Origin of the sequence: Allostreptomyces psammosilenae (genome assembly GCF_013407765.1) — a bacterium.
In the GTDB taxonomy this organism is placed as follows: domain Bacteria; phylum Actinomycetota; class Actinomycetes; order Streptomycetales; family Streptomycetaceae; genus Allostreptomyces; species Allostreptomyces psammosilenae.
Window position 1 is genome coordinate 236,171 of record NZ_JACBZD010000001.1, and the last position, 17,047, is coordinate 253,217.

General features: G+C 76.2%; 13 protein-coding genes. 7 read left to right on the top strand and 6 right to left on the bottom strand.

What is annotated here, in order from left to right:
* Positions 1–14: 14 nt before the first annotated feature.
* The 3 genes from FHU37_RS00855 to FHU37_RS00865 form a co-directional block, all read right to left on the bottom strand.
* On the bottom strand, positions 15–1,259 hold the full coding sequence (locus FHU37_RS00855) for an HRDC domain-containing protein (protein ID WP_179812317.1): 1,245 nt from the start codon (positions 1,257–1,259) through the stop codon (positions 15–17).
* A gap of 248 nt (positions 1,260–1,507) precedes the next feature.
* Positions 1,508–2,161 carry a response regulator transcription factor gene (locus FHU37_RS00860; RefSeq protein WP_179812318.1) on the bottom strand — a complete coding sequence of 218 codons (654 nt, stop codon included), beginning with the start codon at positions 2,159–2,161 and terminating at the stop codon, positions 1,508–1,510.
* A 333-nt stretch (positions 2,162–2,494) separates the two neighbouring features.
* The gene (locus tag FHU37_RS00865) at positions 2,495–3,256 is read right to left on the bottom strand and encodes a DUF3000 domain-containing protein (protein WP_179812319.1); all 762 of its coding nucleotides are present in this window, start codon (positions 3,254–3,256) and stop codon (positions 2,495–2,497) included.
* 122 nt (positions 3,257–3,378) lie between these two features.
* Between FHU37_RS00865 and hemE the strand changes: the two genes are divergently transcribed.
* Positions 3,379–4,509, top strand: coding sequence for a uroporphyrinogen decarboxylase (hemE, locus tag FHU37_RS00870; protein ID WP_179812320.1), 1,131 nt, complete (start codon positions 3,379–3,381; stop codon positions 4,507–4,509).
* 13 nt (positions 4,510–4,522) lie between these two features.
* Here hemE and FHU37_RS00875 read toward each other — a convergent pair whose 3' ends face one another.
* Positions 4,523–5,845 carry a DUF4349 domain-containing protein gene (locus tag FHU37_RS00875; RefSeq protein WP_179812321.1) on the bottom strand — a complete coding sequence of 441 codons (1,323 nt, stop codon included), beginning with the start codon at positions 5,843–5,845 and terminating at the stop codon, positions 4,523–4,525.
* A gap of 279 nt (positions 5,846–6,124) precedes the next feature.
* On the opposite strand from FHU37_RS00875, the gene hemG reads away from it, so the two are divergent.
* On the top strand, positions 6,125–7,663 hold the full coding sequence (gene hemG / locus FHU37_RS00880) for a protoporphyrinogen oxidase (protein ID WP_179812322.1): 1,539 nt from the start codon (positions 6,125–6,127) through the stop codon (positions 7,661–7,663).
* A 6-nt stretch (positions 7,664–7,669) separates the two neighbouring features.
* Here hemG and FHU37_RS00885 read toward each other — a convergent pair whose 3' ends face one another.
* Positions 7,670–10,954, bottom strand: coding sequence for an AfsR/SARP family transcriptional regulator (locus tag FHU37_RS00885; protein ID WP_179812323.1), 3,285 nt, complete (start codon positions 10,952–10,954; stop codon positions 7,670–7,672).
* A 449-nt stretch (positions 10,955–11,403) separates the two neighbouring features.
* Here FHU37_RS00885 and hemQ point away from each other — a divergent pair, with 449 nt between their 5' ends.
* Entirely contained in the window at positions 11,404–12,126 is a 723-nt protein-coding gene (hemQ, locus tag FHU37_RS00890) for a hydrogen peroxide-dependent heme synthase (protein WP_179812324.1), read from the top strand.
* A 70-nt stretch (positions 12,127–12,196) separates the two neighbouring features.
* On the opposite strand, the gene zapE is transcribed toward hemQ, so the two are convergent.
* Positions 12,197–13,192, bottom strand: coding sequence for a cell division protein ZapE (zapE, locus tag FHU37_RS00895; RefSeq protein WP_179815925.1), 996 nt, complete (start codon positions 13,190–13,192; stop codon positions 12,197–12,199).
* 391 nt (positions 13,193–13,583) lie between these two features.
* Between zapE and FHU37_RS00900 the strand changes: the two genes are divergently transcribed.
* The 4 genes from FHU37_RS00900 to msrB all read left to right on the top strand — a co-directional run bounded on the left by FHU37_RS00900 (position 13,584) and on the right by msrB (position 17,016).
* A complete protein-coding gene (locus FHU37_RS00900) occupies positions 13,584–14,447 on the top strand; it encodes a pyrimidine reductase family protein (protein ID WP_179815926.1) in 864 nt (287 codons plus the stop codon).
* Positions 14,448–14,542: 95 nt separating this feature from the next.
* Positions 14,543–15,016 (top strand): putative universal stress family protein, encoded by a 474-nt coding sequence (locus FHU37_RS00905; protein WP_179812325.1) that lies wholly within the window; start codon positions 14,543–14,545, stop codon positions 15,014–15,016.
* An 81-nt stretch (positions 15,017–15,097) separates the two neighbouring features.
* A complete protein-coding gene (murC, locus tag FHU37_RS00910) occupies positions 15,098–16,582 on the top strand; it encodes a UDP-N-acetylmuramate--L-alanine ligase (protein WP_179812326.1) in 1,485 nt (494 codons plus the stop codon).
* 26 nt (positions 16,583–16,608) lie between these two features.
* Positions 16,609–17,016, top strand: a complete 408-nt coding sequence (gene msrB, locus FHU37_RS00915) for a peptide-methionine (R)-S-oxide reductase MsrB (RefSeq protein ID WP_179812327.1) — start codon at positions 16,609–16,611, stop codon at positions 17,014–17,016.
* Positions 17,017–17,047: the final 31 nt, after the last annotated feature.

Below are 17,047 nucleotides of genomic sequence, written 5' to 3' on the forward strand. Positions count from 1 at the left end.
GGCCCGGCGGGTCGTCAGCCCGCCTTCGCCGCCCCCGCCCGCGCGAAGACACCGGCCAGCACCGGAGCGACCAGCTCCACCTGCCAGGGCCGGGCGCCGCGGTCGCGCAGCGCCTGGGCCAGGGCTGCCTCGTCGCCGCCGTCCGGCGGTTCCCAGCAGACCCGGCGCACGGTGTCCGGCGTGATCAGGTTCTCCTGGGGGAGCCGGTGCCGCTCGGCGAGCTCGCCCAGCGCCGCCTTGGCCGCGCTGAGCCGGGCGGCCGCCGCGGGGTCGCGTTCGTTCCAGGCGCGCGGCGGCGGAGGGCCCTGCTGCGGGGCGGTGGTCGGCGGCAGCGCCTCCTCCGGCAGGGCCCGGGCGTCCTCGATGGCCTTCAGCCAGTCGTCGAGCTGCCGGCGCGACATGCGGTTGAAGCCGTTGATCGCGGCGAGCAGGTGCGGACTGTGCGGCATGGCGAGGGCGGCGGAGACCAGGGCGGCGTCCGGCACGACCCGGCTGGGGGAGACGTCGCGCTCCCGGGCTATCCGGTCGCGGGTGTACCAGAGCTCCCGGACCACGGCCAGCTGCCGCCGCCGCCGGACCTTGTGCAGCTGGGAGGTGCGCCGCCAGGGATCGGTGCGCGGGGCGGGCGGCCCGGCGGCGGCGATCGCGGCGAACTCCTCGTGCGCCCAGCGCAGCTTGCCCTGCCGGTCGAGCTCGGCCTCGAGGGCGTGGCGCAGGTCGACGAGCACCTCGACGTCGAGCGCGGCGTAGCGCAGCCAGGGCTCGGGCAGCGGCCGGGTGGACCAGTCGGCCGCGGAGTGTCCCTTCTCCAGCACGTAGCCGAGCACGTGCTCCACCATGGGCCCGAGGCCGACGCGGCTGAAGCCGGCGAGCCGGCCGGCCAGCTCGGTGTCGAACAGCCGGGTCGGGCGCATGCCGAGGCCGTCCAGGCAGGGCAGGTCCTGCGGGGCGGCGTGCAGCACCCACTCGGTGTCGGCCAGGGCGGCGTTCAGCTCGCTGAGGTCGGGGCAGGCGATGGGGTCGATGAGCGCGCTCCCGGCACCCTCGCGGCGCAGCTGCACCAGGTAGGCGCGCTGGCCGTAGCGGTAACCGGAGGCTCTCTCGGCGTCGACGGCGACCGGTCCGGTGCCGCCCGCGAAGGCGGCCACCACCTCCGCCAGCCCCTCCGGATCCGCGACGACCGGCGGAATTCCCTCCCGTGGCTCCGGGAGGGGGACCGGTTCCGGCTTGTCATGCAGCGCGTGTGGGGCGTCGGTCACCTAGGACACTCTAGACGAGGTGGTCGTGGGGCCGCCGGGCTCGGACCGGGGCCCGGCCGCGGTCCGGGGCGCGGACCACCGGGTGCCGCGCCGGACGTCCGGGGGCCGAACGCGCCACCGGCCGCCGCGGAGTGTCCGCTGCGGCCGGTGGGCGGGGCTGGGAGCCGGTCGATGGGGGTGGGTGGGCGGGGGCGGGATCGTCGCCGGCGGGGCGTGCCTGGCATGGCGCCTCGCAAGGGGCGGGTGGGTCAGTGGATGATGCCGGTGCGCAGCGCGATGGCGACCATGCCGGCGCGGTCGCCGGTGCCGAGCTTGCGCGCGATGCGGGCGAGGTGGCTCTTCACGGTGAGCGCGGACAGGCCCATGGCGACGCCGATGGCCTTGTTGGAGCGGCCCTCGGCGACCAGCCGGAGCACCTCCACCTCGCGTCCGGACAGCTCCCGGAAGCCGCCGGGGTGCTCGCCGGGGCGGCGGCGGAGGCGGGGGGCCGCCTGCCCGACGGGGTGGACGCCGTGCCGCTGGGGGAGTCCGACCGTGCCGCGGGTGCCGGTGACCACGTAGCCCTTGACCCCGCCGGCCAGCGCGGAGCGCACGGCGTTGATGTCGTCGGCGGCGGAGAGGGCGAGGCCGTTGGGCCAGCCCGCGGCCCGGGTCTCGGCCAGGATGCTGAGTCCGGAGCCGTCGGGGAGGTGTACCTCCGCCACGCAGATGTCCCGCGGGGTGGCGATGCGTGGGCGCGCCTCGGCGATGGAGGAGGCTTCGATCACGTCGCGCACACCGAGGCTCCACAGCTGTCGGGTCACGGTGGAACGGACGCGCTGATCGGCGACGACGACCATGGCGGTGGGCTTGGACGGACGGTAGGCGACCAGGCTTGCGGGGTGGTCGAGAAGAACCGACACCGTGCCTCCTGAGAGGGTGGCAGATCTGTACCCCGATGGGTCAAACGAGTGATCCGTACGGGTAGTGGACACTCTGTCCTTCGGCAGGTTCTATGGGGGGCTTTAGCGGTTGCACCCGATCTGCTGTGTAACAATTCGGACAACAAGGGCAAATTGCCGTCACCAAAGCAGCGCAAATCGGTCAGAAATGATCGACTCTGGTGCTCAGTTGATCAACCGCTTGCCGGCGCGCCGACGATGTGGTTCCCCCGCCCGGCGGGCCGCCGAACGGCCTCGGGACGCCCCGCCGGGAGGCCGCCGGAACGCCCTGCCAGGAGGTGCTGTCGAGGTGTCTCAGCGGCGCCCCGGACGACGGCCGCCGCCGTGCGGCAGCCGCACCACCCCGGTGGCCCCCCGCCCGGACGGCACCGGGCCCGGCACCGCCGGCCCGCCACCGCCCTCCGGGGGCTCCGGCGGCACCTCGCCCGCCGGCGGCAGCCCGGCCGCGATCGCCAGCAGGTCGCCCCAGGCGGCCAGGTGCGCCGACAGGTCCTCGCCCAGCGGCGACCAGGAGGCCCGGATCTCGATCTCGGTGGTGGCCCCGCGCACGCTGAGCTCCCCGAAGGAGTGCGAGAAGCAGCGGGTGATGGTGCCGCCCAGCTCGCCGTACGGCGCCCGGTGCGCGGCCAGGGCGTCGGTCAGCCACGACCAGCCCACCTCGGCGAGCATCGGGTCGCCGCCCATCTCCGGCTCCAGCTCCGCCCGGGTCAGCGTGACCACCCGGAACGCCCCGCCCCAGCCCTCCGGCTCCGCGGGGTCGTACAGCAGCACGAAGCGCCCGCTGGCGGCGTCCTCCACGCCCGCGCCGCCGGCACCCTCCTCGGCCGGCCCGCCGACCGGGGCGCCCAGCAGGTGCGCGGTGGCGCCCGGCGCGGCGTGCTGGCCGCCGACCGCGCCGGCCAGGGCGAAGGAGTACGGAGCCGGCCGCCTCGGCGGCGGAAGCGGGGACAGCTCCACCTCGGGACGGAGCCGTGCCGCCCGCAATCCCTCGACCGCCCGCCGGAACCCGGCCGGCACCTCCTCGCCCTCCCCGGGCCCGCCGGTGACCGATGCCATGGGCGTCAGCCTAGGCCGCTGGCACGTGCCAGTGGCGTAATGCCACGCGGCGAGCCGGCAACCGGCGCCGGTCGGCCCCGCCCCGCCCGGCCGCCGCCCGCGTCGCGTGGGAAGATGCCACGGTGAGCGATGCAGAGCAGCACCGGACGCACGAGGGCGGCCCCACCGAGGCGCGGACGTCCCCCCACGCCCCCGCGACCACCGAACCCCCCACCCCCGCCGGGCCGGCCGACAGCGCCTTCGTCCGGGCCTGCCGGCGGCAGCCCGTGCCGCACACCCCGGTCTGGTTCATGCGCCAGGCCGGCCGGTCGCTGCCGGAGTACCGCCGGGTGCGCCAGGGCATCCCGATGCTGGAGTCCTGCATGATGCCGGACCTGGTCACCGAGATCACCCTCCAGCCGGTGCGCCGCCACGGCGTGGACGCCGCCGTCTACTTCAGCGACATCGTGGTGCCGCTCAAGGCCGTCGGCATCGACCTGGAGATCAAGCCGGGGGTCGGCCCCGTCGTCGCCGAGCCGGTCCGCACCCGCGCGGACCTGGCCCGCCTCCGCGAGCTGACCGAGGAGGACGTCCCCTACATCACCGAGGCGGTCCGGCAGACCGTCGCCGAGCTCGGCGACGTGCCGCTGATCGGCTTCGCCGGGGCGCCGTTCACCCTGGCCAGCTACCTCGTCGAGGGCGGCCCCTCGCGCAACCACGAGCGCACCAAGGCCCTGATGTACGGCGACCCGGAGCTGTGGCGCGACCTGCTCGACCGCCTGGCCGCCATCACCTCGGCGTTCCTGCGGGTGCAGATCGCCGCCGGCGCCTCGGCCGTGCAGCTCTTCGACTCCTGGGTGGGGGCGCTCGCGCCGGAGGACTACCGGACGCGGGTCATGCCGGCCTCCGCCAGCGTCTTCGACGCGGTGGCGGACACCGGGGTGCCGCGCATCCACTTCGGTGTGGGCACCGGCGAACTGCTGCACCTGATGGGCCAGGCCGGCGCCGACGTGGTCGGCGTGGACTGGCGCGTCCCGCTCGACGAGGCGGCCCGCCGGGTCGGCCCCGGCAAGGCGCTGCAGGGCAACCTCGACCCGGCGGTGCTCTTCGCCCCCCGCCAGGCCGTGGAGGAGCAGGCGCGCCGCGTGCTGGACGCCGCCGCCGGCCTGGAGGGGCACATCTTCAACCTCGGCCACGGGGTGCTTCCGGACACCGACCCGGAGGCGCTGACGGCGCTGGTCGAGTTCGTGCACCGCAGCACCGCCCGCGCCTGACCGGGCCGCCCGACTAGGGCGCGTCCTCCGTTCGCGGCCCGGCCGGCCCCGTCTCGGCCGTCCCGGTCTCGGTGGTCCCGGTCCCGGTCTCGCCCGGTGCGGCCGAGGCCGGGACGGCGGGCTCCTCGTCGAGCGCGCGGTCGTCGGCACCGGCCGCGGCGACGGTGGCGGATCCGGCCATCGCGGATCCGGTCGTCGCGGATCCGGTCGTCGCGGTCCGACGGTTCCGTCGCAGCCGCAGCACCAGGAACAGCGGCACGCCCAGCACCAGGGCGAACGGCAGCACCGCGCCGAGCACCACCAGCAGCACCTCGACCGCCGTCCGGAACGCCGACCACCCCCCGCGGAAGGCGTCCAGGAAGGCGTCGCCCAGCCCGTCCGGGTCCTCGACGACGTCCGCCCGGTAGGAGCCCTCGCCGTACAGGTGCACCTGCACGGTCGCCAGGTCGGTCTGCCCGGTCAGCGCCTCGCGCTGGCGCAGCAGCGAGTCGAGGTCGGCCTGGCGGCTGCTCAGCTCCGCCTCCAGCATCACCACGTCGCTCAGCGACTCGGCCTGCTCCATCAGCTCCTGGATCCGCAGCACGCTGGCCCGCTGCGAGGCCAGCCGGCTGTCCAGGTCCACCACCTGCCCGGTGACGTCCTCGGCGGACTGCTCCCGGGCCACCACCTCACCCAGACCGGCCAGGTCGTCCAGCACGGCCTCGTAGCGCTCCGGCGGGATCCGCAGGGTCAGCGACGAGTGGTCGGAAGCCTCCGCGACCGAGGTCGGGTAGTCGTCCTCCGCGTAGCCGTCCCCCGCGTGGTCCTCCGTGTGCTCCTCGGTGACCGCCTGGCCGCCCGCCCCGAGGGCGCCGTCCCGCCAGGTCTCCTCCGCCTCCACGTAGCCGCCCGCCTCCACGGCGATCTCCTGGGCGCCGTCCACCGCGTCGTCGAGGTCCCCGGAGGTCTCGATCGACAGCGAGGCGGTGTGGATGACGTGCCGCGCGGGGGCGACGGCGTCCACCTCCGGCGTGCCGGCCCTGGCGTCGCCGCCAGGGTCGGCCGGCGCGGCGGAGGCCGCGGACTCCTCCTCGGTCCCGGCAGCCTCGTCCGCTGGGGCGTACGCCTCCCCCTCGGCGAGGTCCGCTTCGGCGACGCCCTCCGGCGCCGGGACGGCGGCGTCCCCCTCGAACGCCGCCGAACCGGCCGCCGCGTCGGTGTTCGCGTCCGCCGCGCAGGCGGTCAGCGCCAGCAGCAGCGCGGTGGGCAGGGCCGCCGCGGCCACCGCGACGCGGCGGCGCCGGCGCCGCGCGGTCCGCCGCACCGCCCCCGCGTCCCCCACTCTAGTCATGCTCATGACCATGCTCTCGGTTCGCTCCGACGCCGTTCCGCCGCCCCGCATCGACCCCTCCGTTGTCCGGTTCGTCCGTCCAGCCGGTGCCTCGCCACCGGCGAGTGCTGACGGATTCCCTGGTCGGACGCGGCCGGATCCCACCGGGTTCCGCCCCGCGGCCTCGGCAAGATCGCGTTTCCGTCACGGTCCGGTCGCGGCCCCGGCCACCCGGCGGCCGGCGCCCCGGCGCCGATCGCGGACCCCCGACTGGCCGCCCACGGCGGGTCTGCCAGAGTGGGAAACATGAACGACGCGACGGCCCGGACGGTGGCGGACGGCGACGGCTACCCGGACGCCGAGCGCCCCCACGTGGTGGTGATCGGCGGCGGCGTCTCCGGCCTGGCCGCCGCCTGGACCCTGGTCGACCCGCGCCGGGCGCCGGCGACCGGCGCCGGGGCACGAGGCGGCGGCGCCCCGGCTCCGCGGGTCACCCTGCTGGAGGCCGGCGACCGGCTCGGCGGCAAGCTGCGCACCGGCAGCGTCGCCGGCCTGACCGTCGACCTCGGCGCGGAGTCCTTCCTCGCCCGCCGCCCCGAGGCCGTCTCCCTGGCCCGCTCGGTGGGGCTCGGCGACCTCCTCGAACCCCCCACCGACGCCAAGGCCGCGGTCTGGACCCGCGGCGCCCTGCGCCCGCTGCCCGCCGGGGCGGTCATGGGGGTGCCCGGCGACCTCGCCGCGCTCCGCGAGTCCGGCGTGCTGACCGACGAGGGGCTCGCCCGCGTCGCCCGCGACCCGGAACTGCCGCCGGCGCCGGTGCACGGCGACGTCTCGGTCGGCGAGTACATCGCCTCCCGGGTCGGCCGGGAGGTCGTCGACCGCCTCGTCGAGCCGCTGCTCGGCGGCGTGTACGCCGGCCACGCCGACCTGATCTCGCTGCGCGCCGCGCTGCCGCAGCTCGTCCCCGCCGCCGAGTCGGGCGGCTCGCTGACCGAGGCCGTGCGCGCCAGCCAGCGCGCCGCCGCCGAGCGCCGGACGGCCGGCGAGGCCGTCCCACCCGTCTTCAACGGACTGCGCGGCGGCGTCGGGCAGCTCCCGTCCGCCGTCGCCGACGCCTGCCGCCGCGCCGGCGCCCGCGTGGTCACCGGCCGGACGGCGGTGGCGCTGGCCCGCACCGACCACGGCTGGCGGCTGACCACCCGCGACGTGGACGGCTCCGCCGAGCAGTACCTGGACGCGGACGCCGTCATCCTCGCCGTGCCCGCCGCCCCCGCCGTCCGCCTGCTGCACGACGTCGCACCGGCGGCCGCGGCCGGGCTGGCCGGCCTGGAGTACGCCTCCATGGCGCTGGTCACCATGGCGTTCCGCCGCCCCGACCTGGGCGCCTCCCCGGCCGGCAGCGGCTTCCTGGTGCCGCCGGTGGAGGGCCGCGCCATCAAGGCCTCCACCTTCTCCAGCAACAAGTGGAGCTGGGTCGCGCAGGGCGACCCGGACCTGTTCGTGCTGCGCACCTCCTTCGGCCGGCACCGCGAGGCCGAGGCGCTGGAGCTGGAGGACGGCGAACTGGTCGAACGCTCCCTCGGCGACCTGCGCGAGGCGATCGGCCTGACCGGCTGGCCGGTCGACGCCACCGTCACCCGCTGGTACGACGGGCTGCCGCAGTACGCCGTCGGGCACCTCGACCGGGTCGCCGCGGTGCGCTCGGCGCTGCGCGGACTGCCACCGGTGGCGGTCTGCGGCGCCGCCTACGACGGCGTCGGCATCCCCGCCTGCGTCGCCGGCGCCGAACGCGCCGCCCGCCGGATCCGGGAGGCGCTCCAGGCGGCCACGCCGCTCACCACCTGAGTCGAACTAGAGGGTGGGCAGCCGGAGGGGGCCCTTGAAGAGGCTGTGCGCCTCCAGCAGTTCGGTGACCTCGTCCGCGGCGGCGGTGTCGCCCAGCCGGGTGAACAGCTCGTGGGCCTCCTGCCAGGCGCGGTGGGCCCGGTGCGGGTCACCCGCCGCGACGTGCGCCTCACCGAGGCTGCGCAGCGTCCGGGCCAGGAAGATGAGCCACCCGCGGGAGCGCCAGACGTCGACCGACTCCTCCAGGCGGGCGACGGCCGCGGCGGTGTCGCCCTCGGCCAGGTGCAGTTCGCCGAGGAGGGCGAGGGCGTCGGCCAGGTGGTGCCCGAAGTTGCCCTCCCGGCTGAGCGCCAGGACCGCCTCGGCCGTCGGCATGGCGCGCTGGTCGCCCCGCTCGGCGAAGACCCGCGCGAGGTACAGCAGCGAGAACGCCTCCAGGTAGCGGTCCTGGAGGGCGTGCGCCATGGTGAGCGAGCGGCTCAGGTAGTCGTGGGCGGTGTCCACGTAGCCGGCGGAGAAGTACACCGCCCCCAGGAACTGCAGCGCGGTGGCCTGGAACCGCCGGTTCCCCAGGAGCTCCCCGAACTTCAGCGCCTCGCGCAGGTAGGCGATGCTCTGGTGGGGATCGCTGTCGGCCAGCGCGATGGCCATGATGTGGTGGGCGCGGGCCTGGCCGCCGAGGTAGTCCGCGCCCTCGGCCAGGTGCAGCGCGCGCTCGGCGAACAGCAGGGCCTCCTCCCGGTCGCCCTGGGCGACCAGCCCCCAGGCGCAGGAGATCAGGGCGTCGGCCATGCCGCGCCGCTCGCCCACCTCGGAGAAGATCTCCAGCAGCTGCTGCCCCCGGTCGTGCAGGGTGACCATGGCGGCGCCGCTGCTCTGCCGGGGCGAGGTCCAGGTGGTGACCTCCAGCAGCCCGCGCAGCAGCACGGCCTCGCCGCGCCGGTTGCCGACCTCCCGGCACAGCCGGATGGCCTGCTCGTGGGTGTGCTGCCACTCGTCGTACAGCCCGCGGACGTCGCAGTACTTCTCCAGGCACCCGGCGAGGTCCCAGGCGAGTTCGTCCAGCCGCAGCGCGCACGCCTGCCGGGCGGCGGCCACCAGCGCGGCGCGTTCGGCGTCCATCCAGCGCATGGGGTCGTGCAGCATCTCGGTGGCCACCGAGGTGGGCAGCGGGTAGCGGGGGGCGTCGCCGTGCATCACGGCGTAGCAGGGGCCGGGCACGTACTCGGCGGCGCGTTCGGCGAGCCACAGCCAGGCGCCGAGGGCGCGTTCGGTGGCGGCGGCGCGTTCGGCCGGGTCGTCGTCCGCCTGCGTCAGTTCCCAGGCGTACAGCCGGATCAGGTCGTGCATCCGGTAGCGCAGCCGGCCGGTGGCGTCGACGCCGACGATGGTGAGGAAGCGGGCGTCGACCAGCGTGTCGACGTGCGCCTCCGCCTCGGCGAGCGGCACGTCGAGCAGGGCGGCGACGACCCAGGAGGCGAAGTCGGGCGCCTCCAGCAGGCCGAGCAGCCGGAAGGTGCGGCGGGCGGGCTCGCTGAGCCGGCGGTAGCTGAGGCTGAAGCTGGCCCGCACCCCGAGGTCGCCGGCGGCCAGCTCGTCGAGCCGGCGGCGTTCGTCGCGGAGCATGGCGGCGAGGTGGGCCAGGCTCCACTGCCGCTTGCCGGCCAGGCGGGCCCCGGCGATCCGGACGGCCAGCGGGACGCAGCCGCACAGCTCGGCGATCTCGGCGGCGGCCAGCGGCTCGGCGGCGACGCGTTCGGCGCCGACGATGCGGGTGAGCAGTTCGACGGCCTGGCTCGGCTCGAAGACGTCCAGGTCGAGCAGGGCCGCGCCCTCCAGGCCGGTGAGCTGGTTGCGGCTGGTCACCAGGACGGCGCACTCGGGGGCGCCGGGCAGCAGCGGGCGGACCTGGCGCTCGGCGGAGGCGTTGTCGAGCACGACGAGCACCCGCCGCCCGGCGAGCCGGCTGCGGTAGAGGGCGGCCCGTTCCTCCAGGGAGTCGGGGACGGCCGAGCCGCTGACTCCGAGGGCGCGCAGGAAGCGGCCGAGGATCTCGCCGGGGTCGCTGGGGGCGTCGCCCTGGCCGTGCAGGTCCGCGTAGAGCTGGCCGTCCGGGAAGGCGTCGACCAGCCGGTGGGCGACGTGGATGACCAGGGCGGTCTTGCCGACGCCGCCCATTCCGGCGACCGCCGAGACCACCACGGTCTGCGGCCGGTCCGGGTCGTCGCGGCGGCGCACCGCCCGGGTGAGCCGGGCGACCTGCTCCTCGCGGCCGGTGAAGTCGGCGATGTCCAGGGGGAGCTGCGCCGGGACCGGAAGCTGCGGGCGGGAGCCGGCCAGGATGTCCGGATCCGGATCCCCCGCGGGGGCCGCGGCCGGGGTGTGTCCGTCGGTCGGGACCTCGCCCGGGCCGTCCGGCGCGGCGGGGCCGGCGTGGCCGGGGCCCTCCGCGGCGGCGGGCGGGTGGGCGGTGGGCGGCGGCACGGTCGGGGGCGCGGCGGGGGAGCCGGTGGCGGAGTTGCCGGTGGAGGCGGTGGCGGCCGGCGCGCGGGGCGGGTCGAGTCCCGGGTCGTGCGCCAGGATCGCCTGGTGCAGCCGGCGCAGCTCGGGCCCGGGGTCGATGCCGAGCTCGGCCCCGAGCAGCGCGCTCACCTCGCGGTAGCGCTCCAGCGCCTCCGCCTGCCGCCCGGAGCGGTACAGCGCCAGCATGTACTGGCCCCACAGCCGTTCCCGCAGCGGGTGCCGCTGGACGAGTTCCCGCAGGTCCACGGCGGCCTCCAGGTGGCGGCCGAGCCCCAGCTGGCTCTCCACGGCGTCCTCGACGGCGGCCAGCTTGAGGTCCTCCAGCCGCGTCGTCTCCGGGCCGTGCAGCTCGGGCAGGTCCTCCAGGGGCCGGCCGCGCCACAGGGCGAGCCCGCGGGCGAGGGCGTGCCGGGCGGCGGAGTGGTCGCCGGAGCGCAGCGCCGTCTGGCCCTGGCCGAGGAGGTCGACGAACACCCGGGCGTCCAGCTCGCCGCCGCCCACCTGGAGGGTGTACCTGCCGCGGTGGGTGGAGATGCGGTCGTGGCCCAGCATCCGGCGCAGCCCGGAGATGTAGGACTGCAGGTTGGCCATCGCCGAGCTCGGGGGCCGTTCGCCCCACAGTTCGTCGGCGATCCGTTCGACCTGGAGGGGCTGGCCGGCGTGCAGCAGGAGCAGCCCGAGCAGCACGCGCTGCTTGCGCCGCGGCGGGACGAGGGACGCTCCGTCGTCGGCGCGGACTTCGAGTGGTCCCAGGATTCGGAACTCCATGGTGCCTCCCCCGTCGGGTGCTCGCTCCATGCCGGCCGGCTACACGTGATCGTATAGGTGGATGTGTAGGGGCGTCCGGCATCGTGTGGTCATGCCGGAACGAACGGCATGTCTCGGACTGACAGCACTTGCTGGGTCAGGCCGGTTCGGCGCGACGAGGGGGCGTGCCGCAACCGTTGGTCTGCCCCAGCCTCTTCGTTTCTTCCGGGTCGTTCGAACGTTCCGACGGGGGAGGTGGAGCGGGCGGCGTCGGGGTCCGCGGAACGGGTCGCCCCGGGGGCGACGGCGCGCCACGGGAACGGGGGCGGCGCGCCGTCGGATGCGGGCGACATCCGTTCCCGGACCCCGCCGCCCGCCCCACCACGGACGGCCGGCCCCGCCCCGCGGCGGACAGCGGCGCCACGCCCCCCGGTCCGGGCCCGCCGGGCCCCGGGGGAGACAATGGGCCCATGACGGACAGCACCAGCACCAGCCAGGACACCGGAGTCCAGCCGGACCCCGAGGAGATCAACGCCAGCATCCGCTACACCATGTGGTCGGTCTTCCGCCTGGCCGACACCCTCCCCGACGACCGCGGCGCCTACGCCACCGAGGTGACCACCCTCTTCGAGCAGCTGGCGGAGAAGGACGTCGTCGTGCGGGGCGCCTACGACGTCTCCGGCCTGCGCGCGGACGCCGACGTCATGATCTGGTGGCACGCGGCCAGCGCCGACGCGCTGCAGGAGGCCTACAACCGGTTCCGCCGCACCCTCTTCGGGCGTGCCCTCACCCCGGTGTGGTCCAACATGGGCCTGCACCGCCCGGCCGAGTTCAACCGCAGCCACGTGCCGGCCTTCCTGAACGGGGAGGAGCCGCGCGACTACCTGTGCGTCTACCCGTTCGTGCGCTCCTACGAGTGGTACGTGCTGCCGGACGACCAGCGCCGCAAGATGCTGGCCGAGCACGGCGCCGCCGCCCGCCCCTTCCCGGACGTGCGGGCCAACACCGTCGCCTCCTTCGCCCTCGGCGACTACGAGTGGCTGCTGGCCTTCGAGGCGGACGAGCTGCACCGGATCGTGGACCTGATGCGCACCCTGCGCGCCACCGACGCCCGGCTGCACGTGCGCGAGGAGGTCCCCTTCTACACCGGCCGCCGCAAGCCGGTCGCCCAGCTCCTGGACGACCTGGCCTGACGCCCGCCCCGGCCCGCACAGGGGCCGCCGGCCCGGCGGGGCCGCGCGGCCCCGCCGGGCCGGGGACCGGTCACACCCCGCTGGCGGCGCCGTCCCGGGCCAGCGCCACCAGTCGGGAGACCGCCCGCAGGTACTTCTTCCGGTAGCCGCCGCGCAGCATCTCCTCGCTGAACACCTGGTCGAACGGCACCCCGGAGGCCACCACCGGCAGCTCCCGGTCGTACATCCGGTCCGCCAGCACCACCAGGCGCAGCGCGGTGGCCTGGTCCGGCACCGCGCGCACCCCGCGCAGGCAGACCGCCTCCACCCCGTCCAGCAGGGCGCCGTAGCGGCTCGGGTGGACCTTCGTCAGGTGCTCCAGCAGTGCCGGGAAGTCGTCCAGCGCGGCGCCCGGCAGCCGGCCGGCGGCGGCCGTCACCGCCGCGTCGGGCAGCGGCGCGGGCGCCTCGGGCAGGCCCCGGTGCCGGTAGTCCTCGCCGTCGATGCGCAGCGTGTGGAAGTGCGCGGACAGCCCCTGGATCTCGCGCAGGAAGTCCGCCGCCGCGAACCGGCCCTCGCCCAGCTTGCCGGGCAGCGTGTTGGAGGTCGCGGCCAGGAAGACGCCCTCGGCGACCAGCCGGTCCAGCAGCGTGGAGACCAGCACGGTGTCGCCCGGGTCGTCCAGCTCGAACTCGTCGATGCACAGCAGCCGGTGGCCCGCCAGCGCCCGGATGGCCTGTTGGAACCCCAGCGCGCCCACCAGGTTGGTCAGCTCCACGAACGTGCCGAACGCCTTGGGGCCCGGCACCGCGTGCCACAGCGAGGCGAGCAGGTGCGTCTTGCCGACGCCGTACCCGCCGTCGAGGTAGACGCCGCGCGGACCGGTCGGCGCGGCCGGCCCCCGGCGCAGCAGGCGCCGCAGCACGCCGCCGCCGTTCCCGGACCCGCCGGCGGCCGGGCGCGGCGCGGCGGCGACCGAGGCGGCGAAGCCCTCCAGCGCGCGCACCGCCGCCGACTGGCTGGGCTGCGCCGGATCCGGCAGGTACGTGGTGAAGCGGGCGCCCTCGAAGCGGGGCGGCGGGACCATCTCGGCCACCAGGCGGTCGACCGGGACGGCGGGGTGGCGTTCGCACAGACTCAGCGGCACGTCAGACCACCCTACGCGCTGGCCGGGGCCGTGTCGGGGGGTGTGCCGGGCGGTCGCGCGGTGACGCTCGTCACCGCGCCGGCCCACCGGTGGCGCCGGCCCCCGGAGCGGGCGCGCCACGGCGGGCGCCGCGCGGCTCGCGCCGAGCGTGCGCGCGGCCCCGGCCGGCGCGCGTGCCAGACTGCCGGACATGCGCCGCCTGTACCCCGTCGCCCCCGCTCCCCAGGCCCTCCACCAGCCGGAGGGACACCGGCCGCACGGCCCCGCGGCCGCCCCCGGCCCGGCCGCCCCCACCCAGGGCGGCTACGGCGCCGACGACTCCGGCGCCGGGATGGAACTGCCCGGCTGGGGGGTGCCCGCGCCCCTGGCGCCGCCGGCCGAGACCGGCATCCCGCCCGAGGCCGGCACCCCGCGCGAGGAGCTGGGCGCCCCGGAGGCGCTGGACACCCTCGACGGCCTCGCCGCCGCCTACAGCTACCCCGTCCACCTGCTGCCCGCCCCCGACCGGCCCTGGCTGCGCGCCAACATGGTCTCCAGCCTGGACGGCGCCGCCCACCACGAGGCCCACTCCGCACCGCTGTCCAGCGACGCCGACATGCGCCTGTTCGGCGTGCTGCGCGGCCTCGCCGACGCCATCCTCGTCGGCGCGCAGACCGTCCGCCAGGAGGGCTACCGCCCGGCCAAGGCGCGCGAGGCCTTCGCCGAGCGGCGGGCCGCCGCCGGCCAGGCCCCCGCGCCGGCCATCGCCGTCGTCAGCGCCAGCCTCAACCTGGACTTCGACGCCCCGCTGTTCACCGAGCCCGCCACCCCCACAATCCTGATCACCGGGGCCGGAGCCCCCCGACCCGCCATGGAGCGCGCCCGGGCCGCCGGAGCGGTGCTGCTGGTCGCCGGCACGGGCCAGCGGGTGGACCTCGCCGAGGCGGTGCGCCACCTCGGCGCCCTGGGACACCGCCGGCTGCTCACCGAGGGCGGCCCGCACCTGCTCGGGCAGCTCGTCGCCGCCGACCTGCTGGACGAGCTCTGCCTGACCGTCTCCCCGACGCTGACCGCCGGCCGCGCCGACCGGATCACCGTGGCCCGCTCCGCGCTCACCCTCCCGCACCGCATGCGGCTGCTGTCCCTGCTGGAGGAGGACGGCTTCCTCTTCTCGCGCTACGTGCGCGCCGCCGCCCCCGCGCCCAGGGACGGCTGAGCGGCGGGTGTCGGAACGGCGCGGCGGCGCGCACCGGCGGCAGGATGGGAGGGCGGACCCCACGCCACCGGCCGCACCGCCCGAGGAGGGATCGCATGTTCTCCACCATCCTGATGATCGAGAAGCCGCTGTCCACCACCGACGTCGCGCTGGTGACCACCCTGCACGGCGAGGAGCCGGTCACCTTCACCGTGCTGATGCAGCCCCGGGGCCGCCAGGACGAGCTGCTCCGGGCGCTGGACGACGTGGCCGCCGGCCGCATCGAGGAGGTCGCCCGGGAACGGGAGGAGACCGACGTGGCGCAGACCCCCACCGCCGAACACGCCCTGGAGGCCACCCTGCGCGCCCTGCGCGAGGCCGGCGCCGAGGCCACCGGCCGCATCGTCGCCGACAAGCCGGTCGACGCCCTGAAGGACCTGGTCGCCGAGACCGGCGCCGACGAGGTCATCGTGCTGACCGAACCGCACACCGTCGAGGAGTTCTTCCACCGCGACTGGGCCTCCCGCGCCCGGCACGCCGTCGGCGTCCCCGTGCTCAAGCTCCTCGCCCACGCCGACCACGAGGAGTGAACACCCGGCTTCTGCAATAGGGTGCGGGGTGACCCGCTGACCCGCACGTCAGGCCCCGCGTCCGTACCCATGGGAGAACCGATGGCGCCCGTCGCCCCCACCAGCCCCGCCGCAGCCGCCGTGGACCTGTCCGCGCCGCACTTCGTCGGTATCGGGGGCGCCGGCATGTCCGGACTCGCCAAGATCCTCACCCTGCGCGGCGCCAAGGTCTCCGGCAGCGACGCCAAGGAGTCCACCGTCGTCCTCGCCCTGCGCCGGCTCGGCGCCGAGGTGCACGTCGGCCACGCCGCCGAGAACGTCCCGCCGGTCGCCACCGCCCTGGTCGTCTCCAGCGCCATCCGCCCGGACAACCCCGAACTGCTCGCCGCCCGCGAACGCGGCCTGCCCGTGGTGCACCGCTCCGACGCCCTCGCCCGCCTGATGGACGGCCGCCGCTCCATCGCCGTCGCCGGCACCCACGGCAAGACCACCACCACCAGCATGCTCGCCGTCGCCCTGACCGGCCTCGGCCTCGACCCCTCCTTCGCCATCGGCGGCGACCTCAACGAGCCCGGCTCCAACGCCCACCACGGCACCGGGGACCTCTTCGTCGCCGAGGCCGACGAGTCCGACCGCAGCTTCCACAAGTACGCCCCGGACGTCGCCATCGTCCTCAACGTGGAACTCGACCACCACGCCAACTACGCCTCGCTGGAAGAGGTCTACGAGTCCTTCGAGACCTTCGCCGGCCGCATCACCCCCGGCGGCACCCTGGTGGTCGGCGCCGACGACCCCGGCGCCCGCGAGCTCACCCGCCGGCTGCGCCCGCGGGCCGAGGCCGGCCGGCTGCGGATCGTCACCGTCGGCGCCGCCGACGACGCGGACGTGCGGATCGACTCCATCACCCCGCGCGGCCTCGCCAGCGACCTGCGGGTCCGCTTCACCACCGACATCGCCGGCGCCGCCGACGCCACCGCCGGCACCGAACTCGCCTTCACCGTCTCCGTCCCCGGCCGCCACTACGCCCACAACGCCACCGCGGCGCTCGCCGCCGGCGTCGCCGCCGGCGTGCCCGCCGCCGGCATGGCCGAGGCGCTCGGCACCTACCAGGGCGTGCGCCGCCGCCTCCAGCTCAAGGGCACCGCCGCCGGCGTGCAGGTCGTCGACTCCTACGCCCACCACCCCACCGAGATCGCCGCCGACCTGGAGGCCATCCGGCAGAACGCGGCCGGCGGCCGGGTCCTCGTCGTGTTCCAGCCGCACCTGTTCAGCCGCACCCAGCAGCTCGGCGAGGAGATGGGCCGCGCCCTCGCCCTCGCCGACGCCGCCCTGGTCACCGACATCTACCCGGCCCGCGAGGACCCGGTGCCCGGGGTGACCAGCCGGATCGTCGCCCACGCCGCCCTCGAACACGGCGGCCTGGTCCGGCTCGCCCCCGCCATGGCGGACATCCCGGACGTCGTCGCAGGAATGGCCGCCCCCGGCGACCTCGTTCTCACCATGGGAGCCGGGGACGTCACCTCCCTCGGCCCGCAGATCCTGGCCCGGCTGGAGCAGACCGGCGGCCAGGCCACGGTCACGGCCTGAGACGGCCCACCGGAAGGAGCGAGGACATGGGTTACGAGGTCCAGCGAACCGACGAGGAGTGGCGGGCCCTGCTGAGCCCGGAGGAGTACCACGTCCTGCGGGAGGCAGGCACCGAGCGCGCCTTCACCGGCGAGTACACCGACACCGAGACCGTCGGCGTCTACACCTGCCGCGCCTGCGGGGCGGAGCTGTTCCGCTCCCAGGAGAAGTTCCACTCCGGCTGCGGCTGGCCCAGCTTCTTCACCCCGCTCGCCGAGGACCGCGTCGAGTACCTGGAGGACACCTCCTACGGCATGCGCCGGGTCGAGGTCCGCTGCGGCAGCTGCGGCTCCCACCTCGGGCACGTCTTCGACGACGCCCCCGACCAGCCCACCGGGCTGCGCTACTGCATCAACAGCATCGCGCTCCGCCTGGAGCCGGCGGGCGAGGGCTGACCACCGCACGCGTCGGGAGGCTCTACCCGCC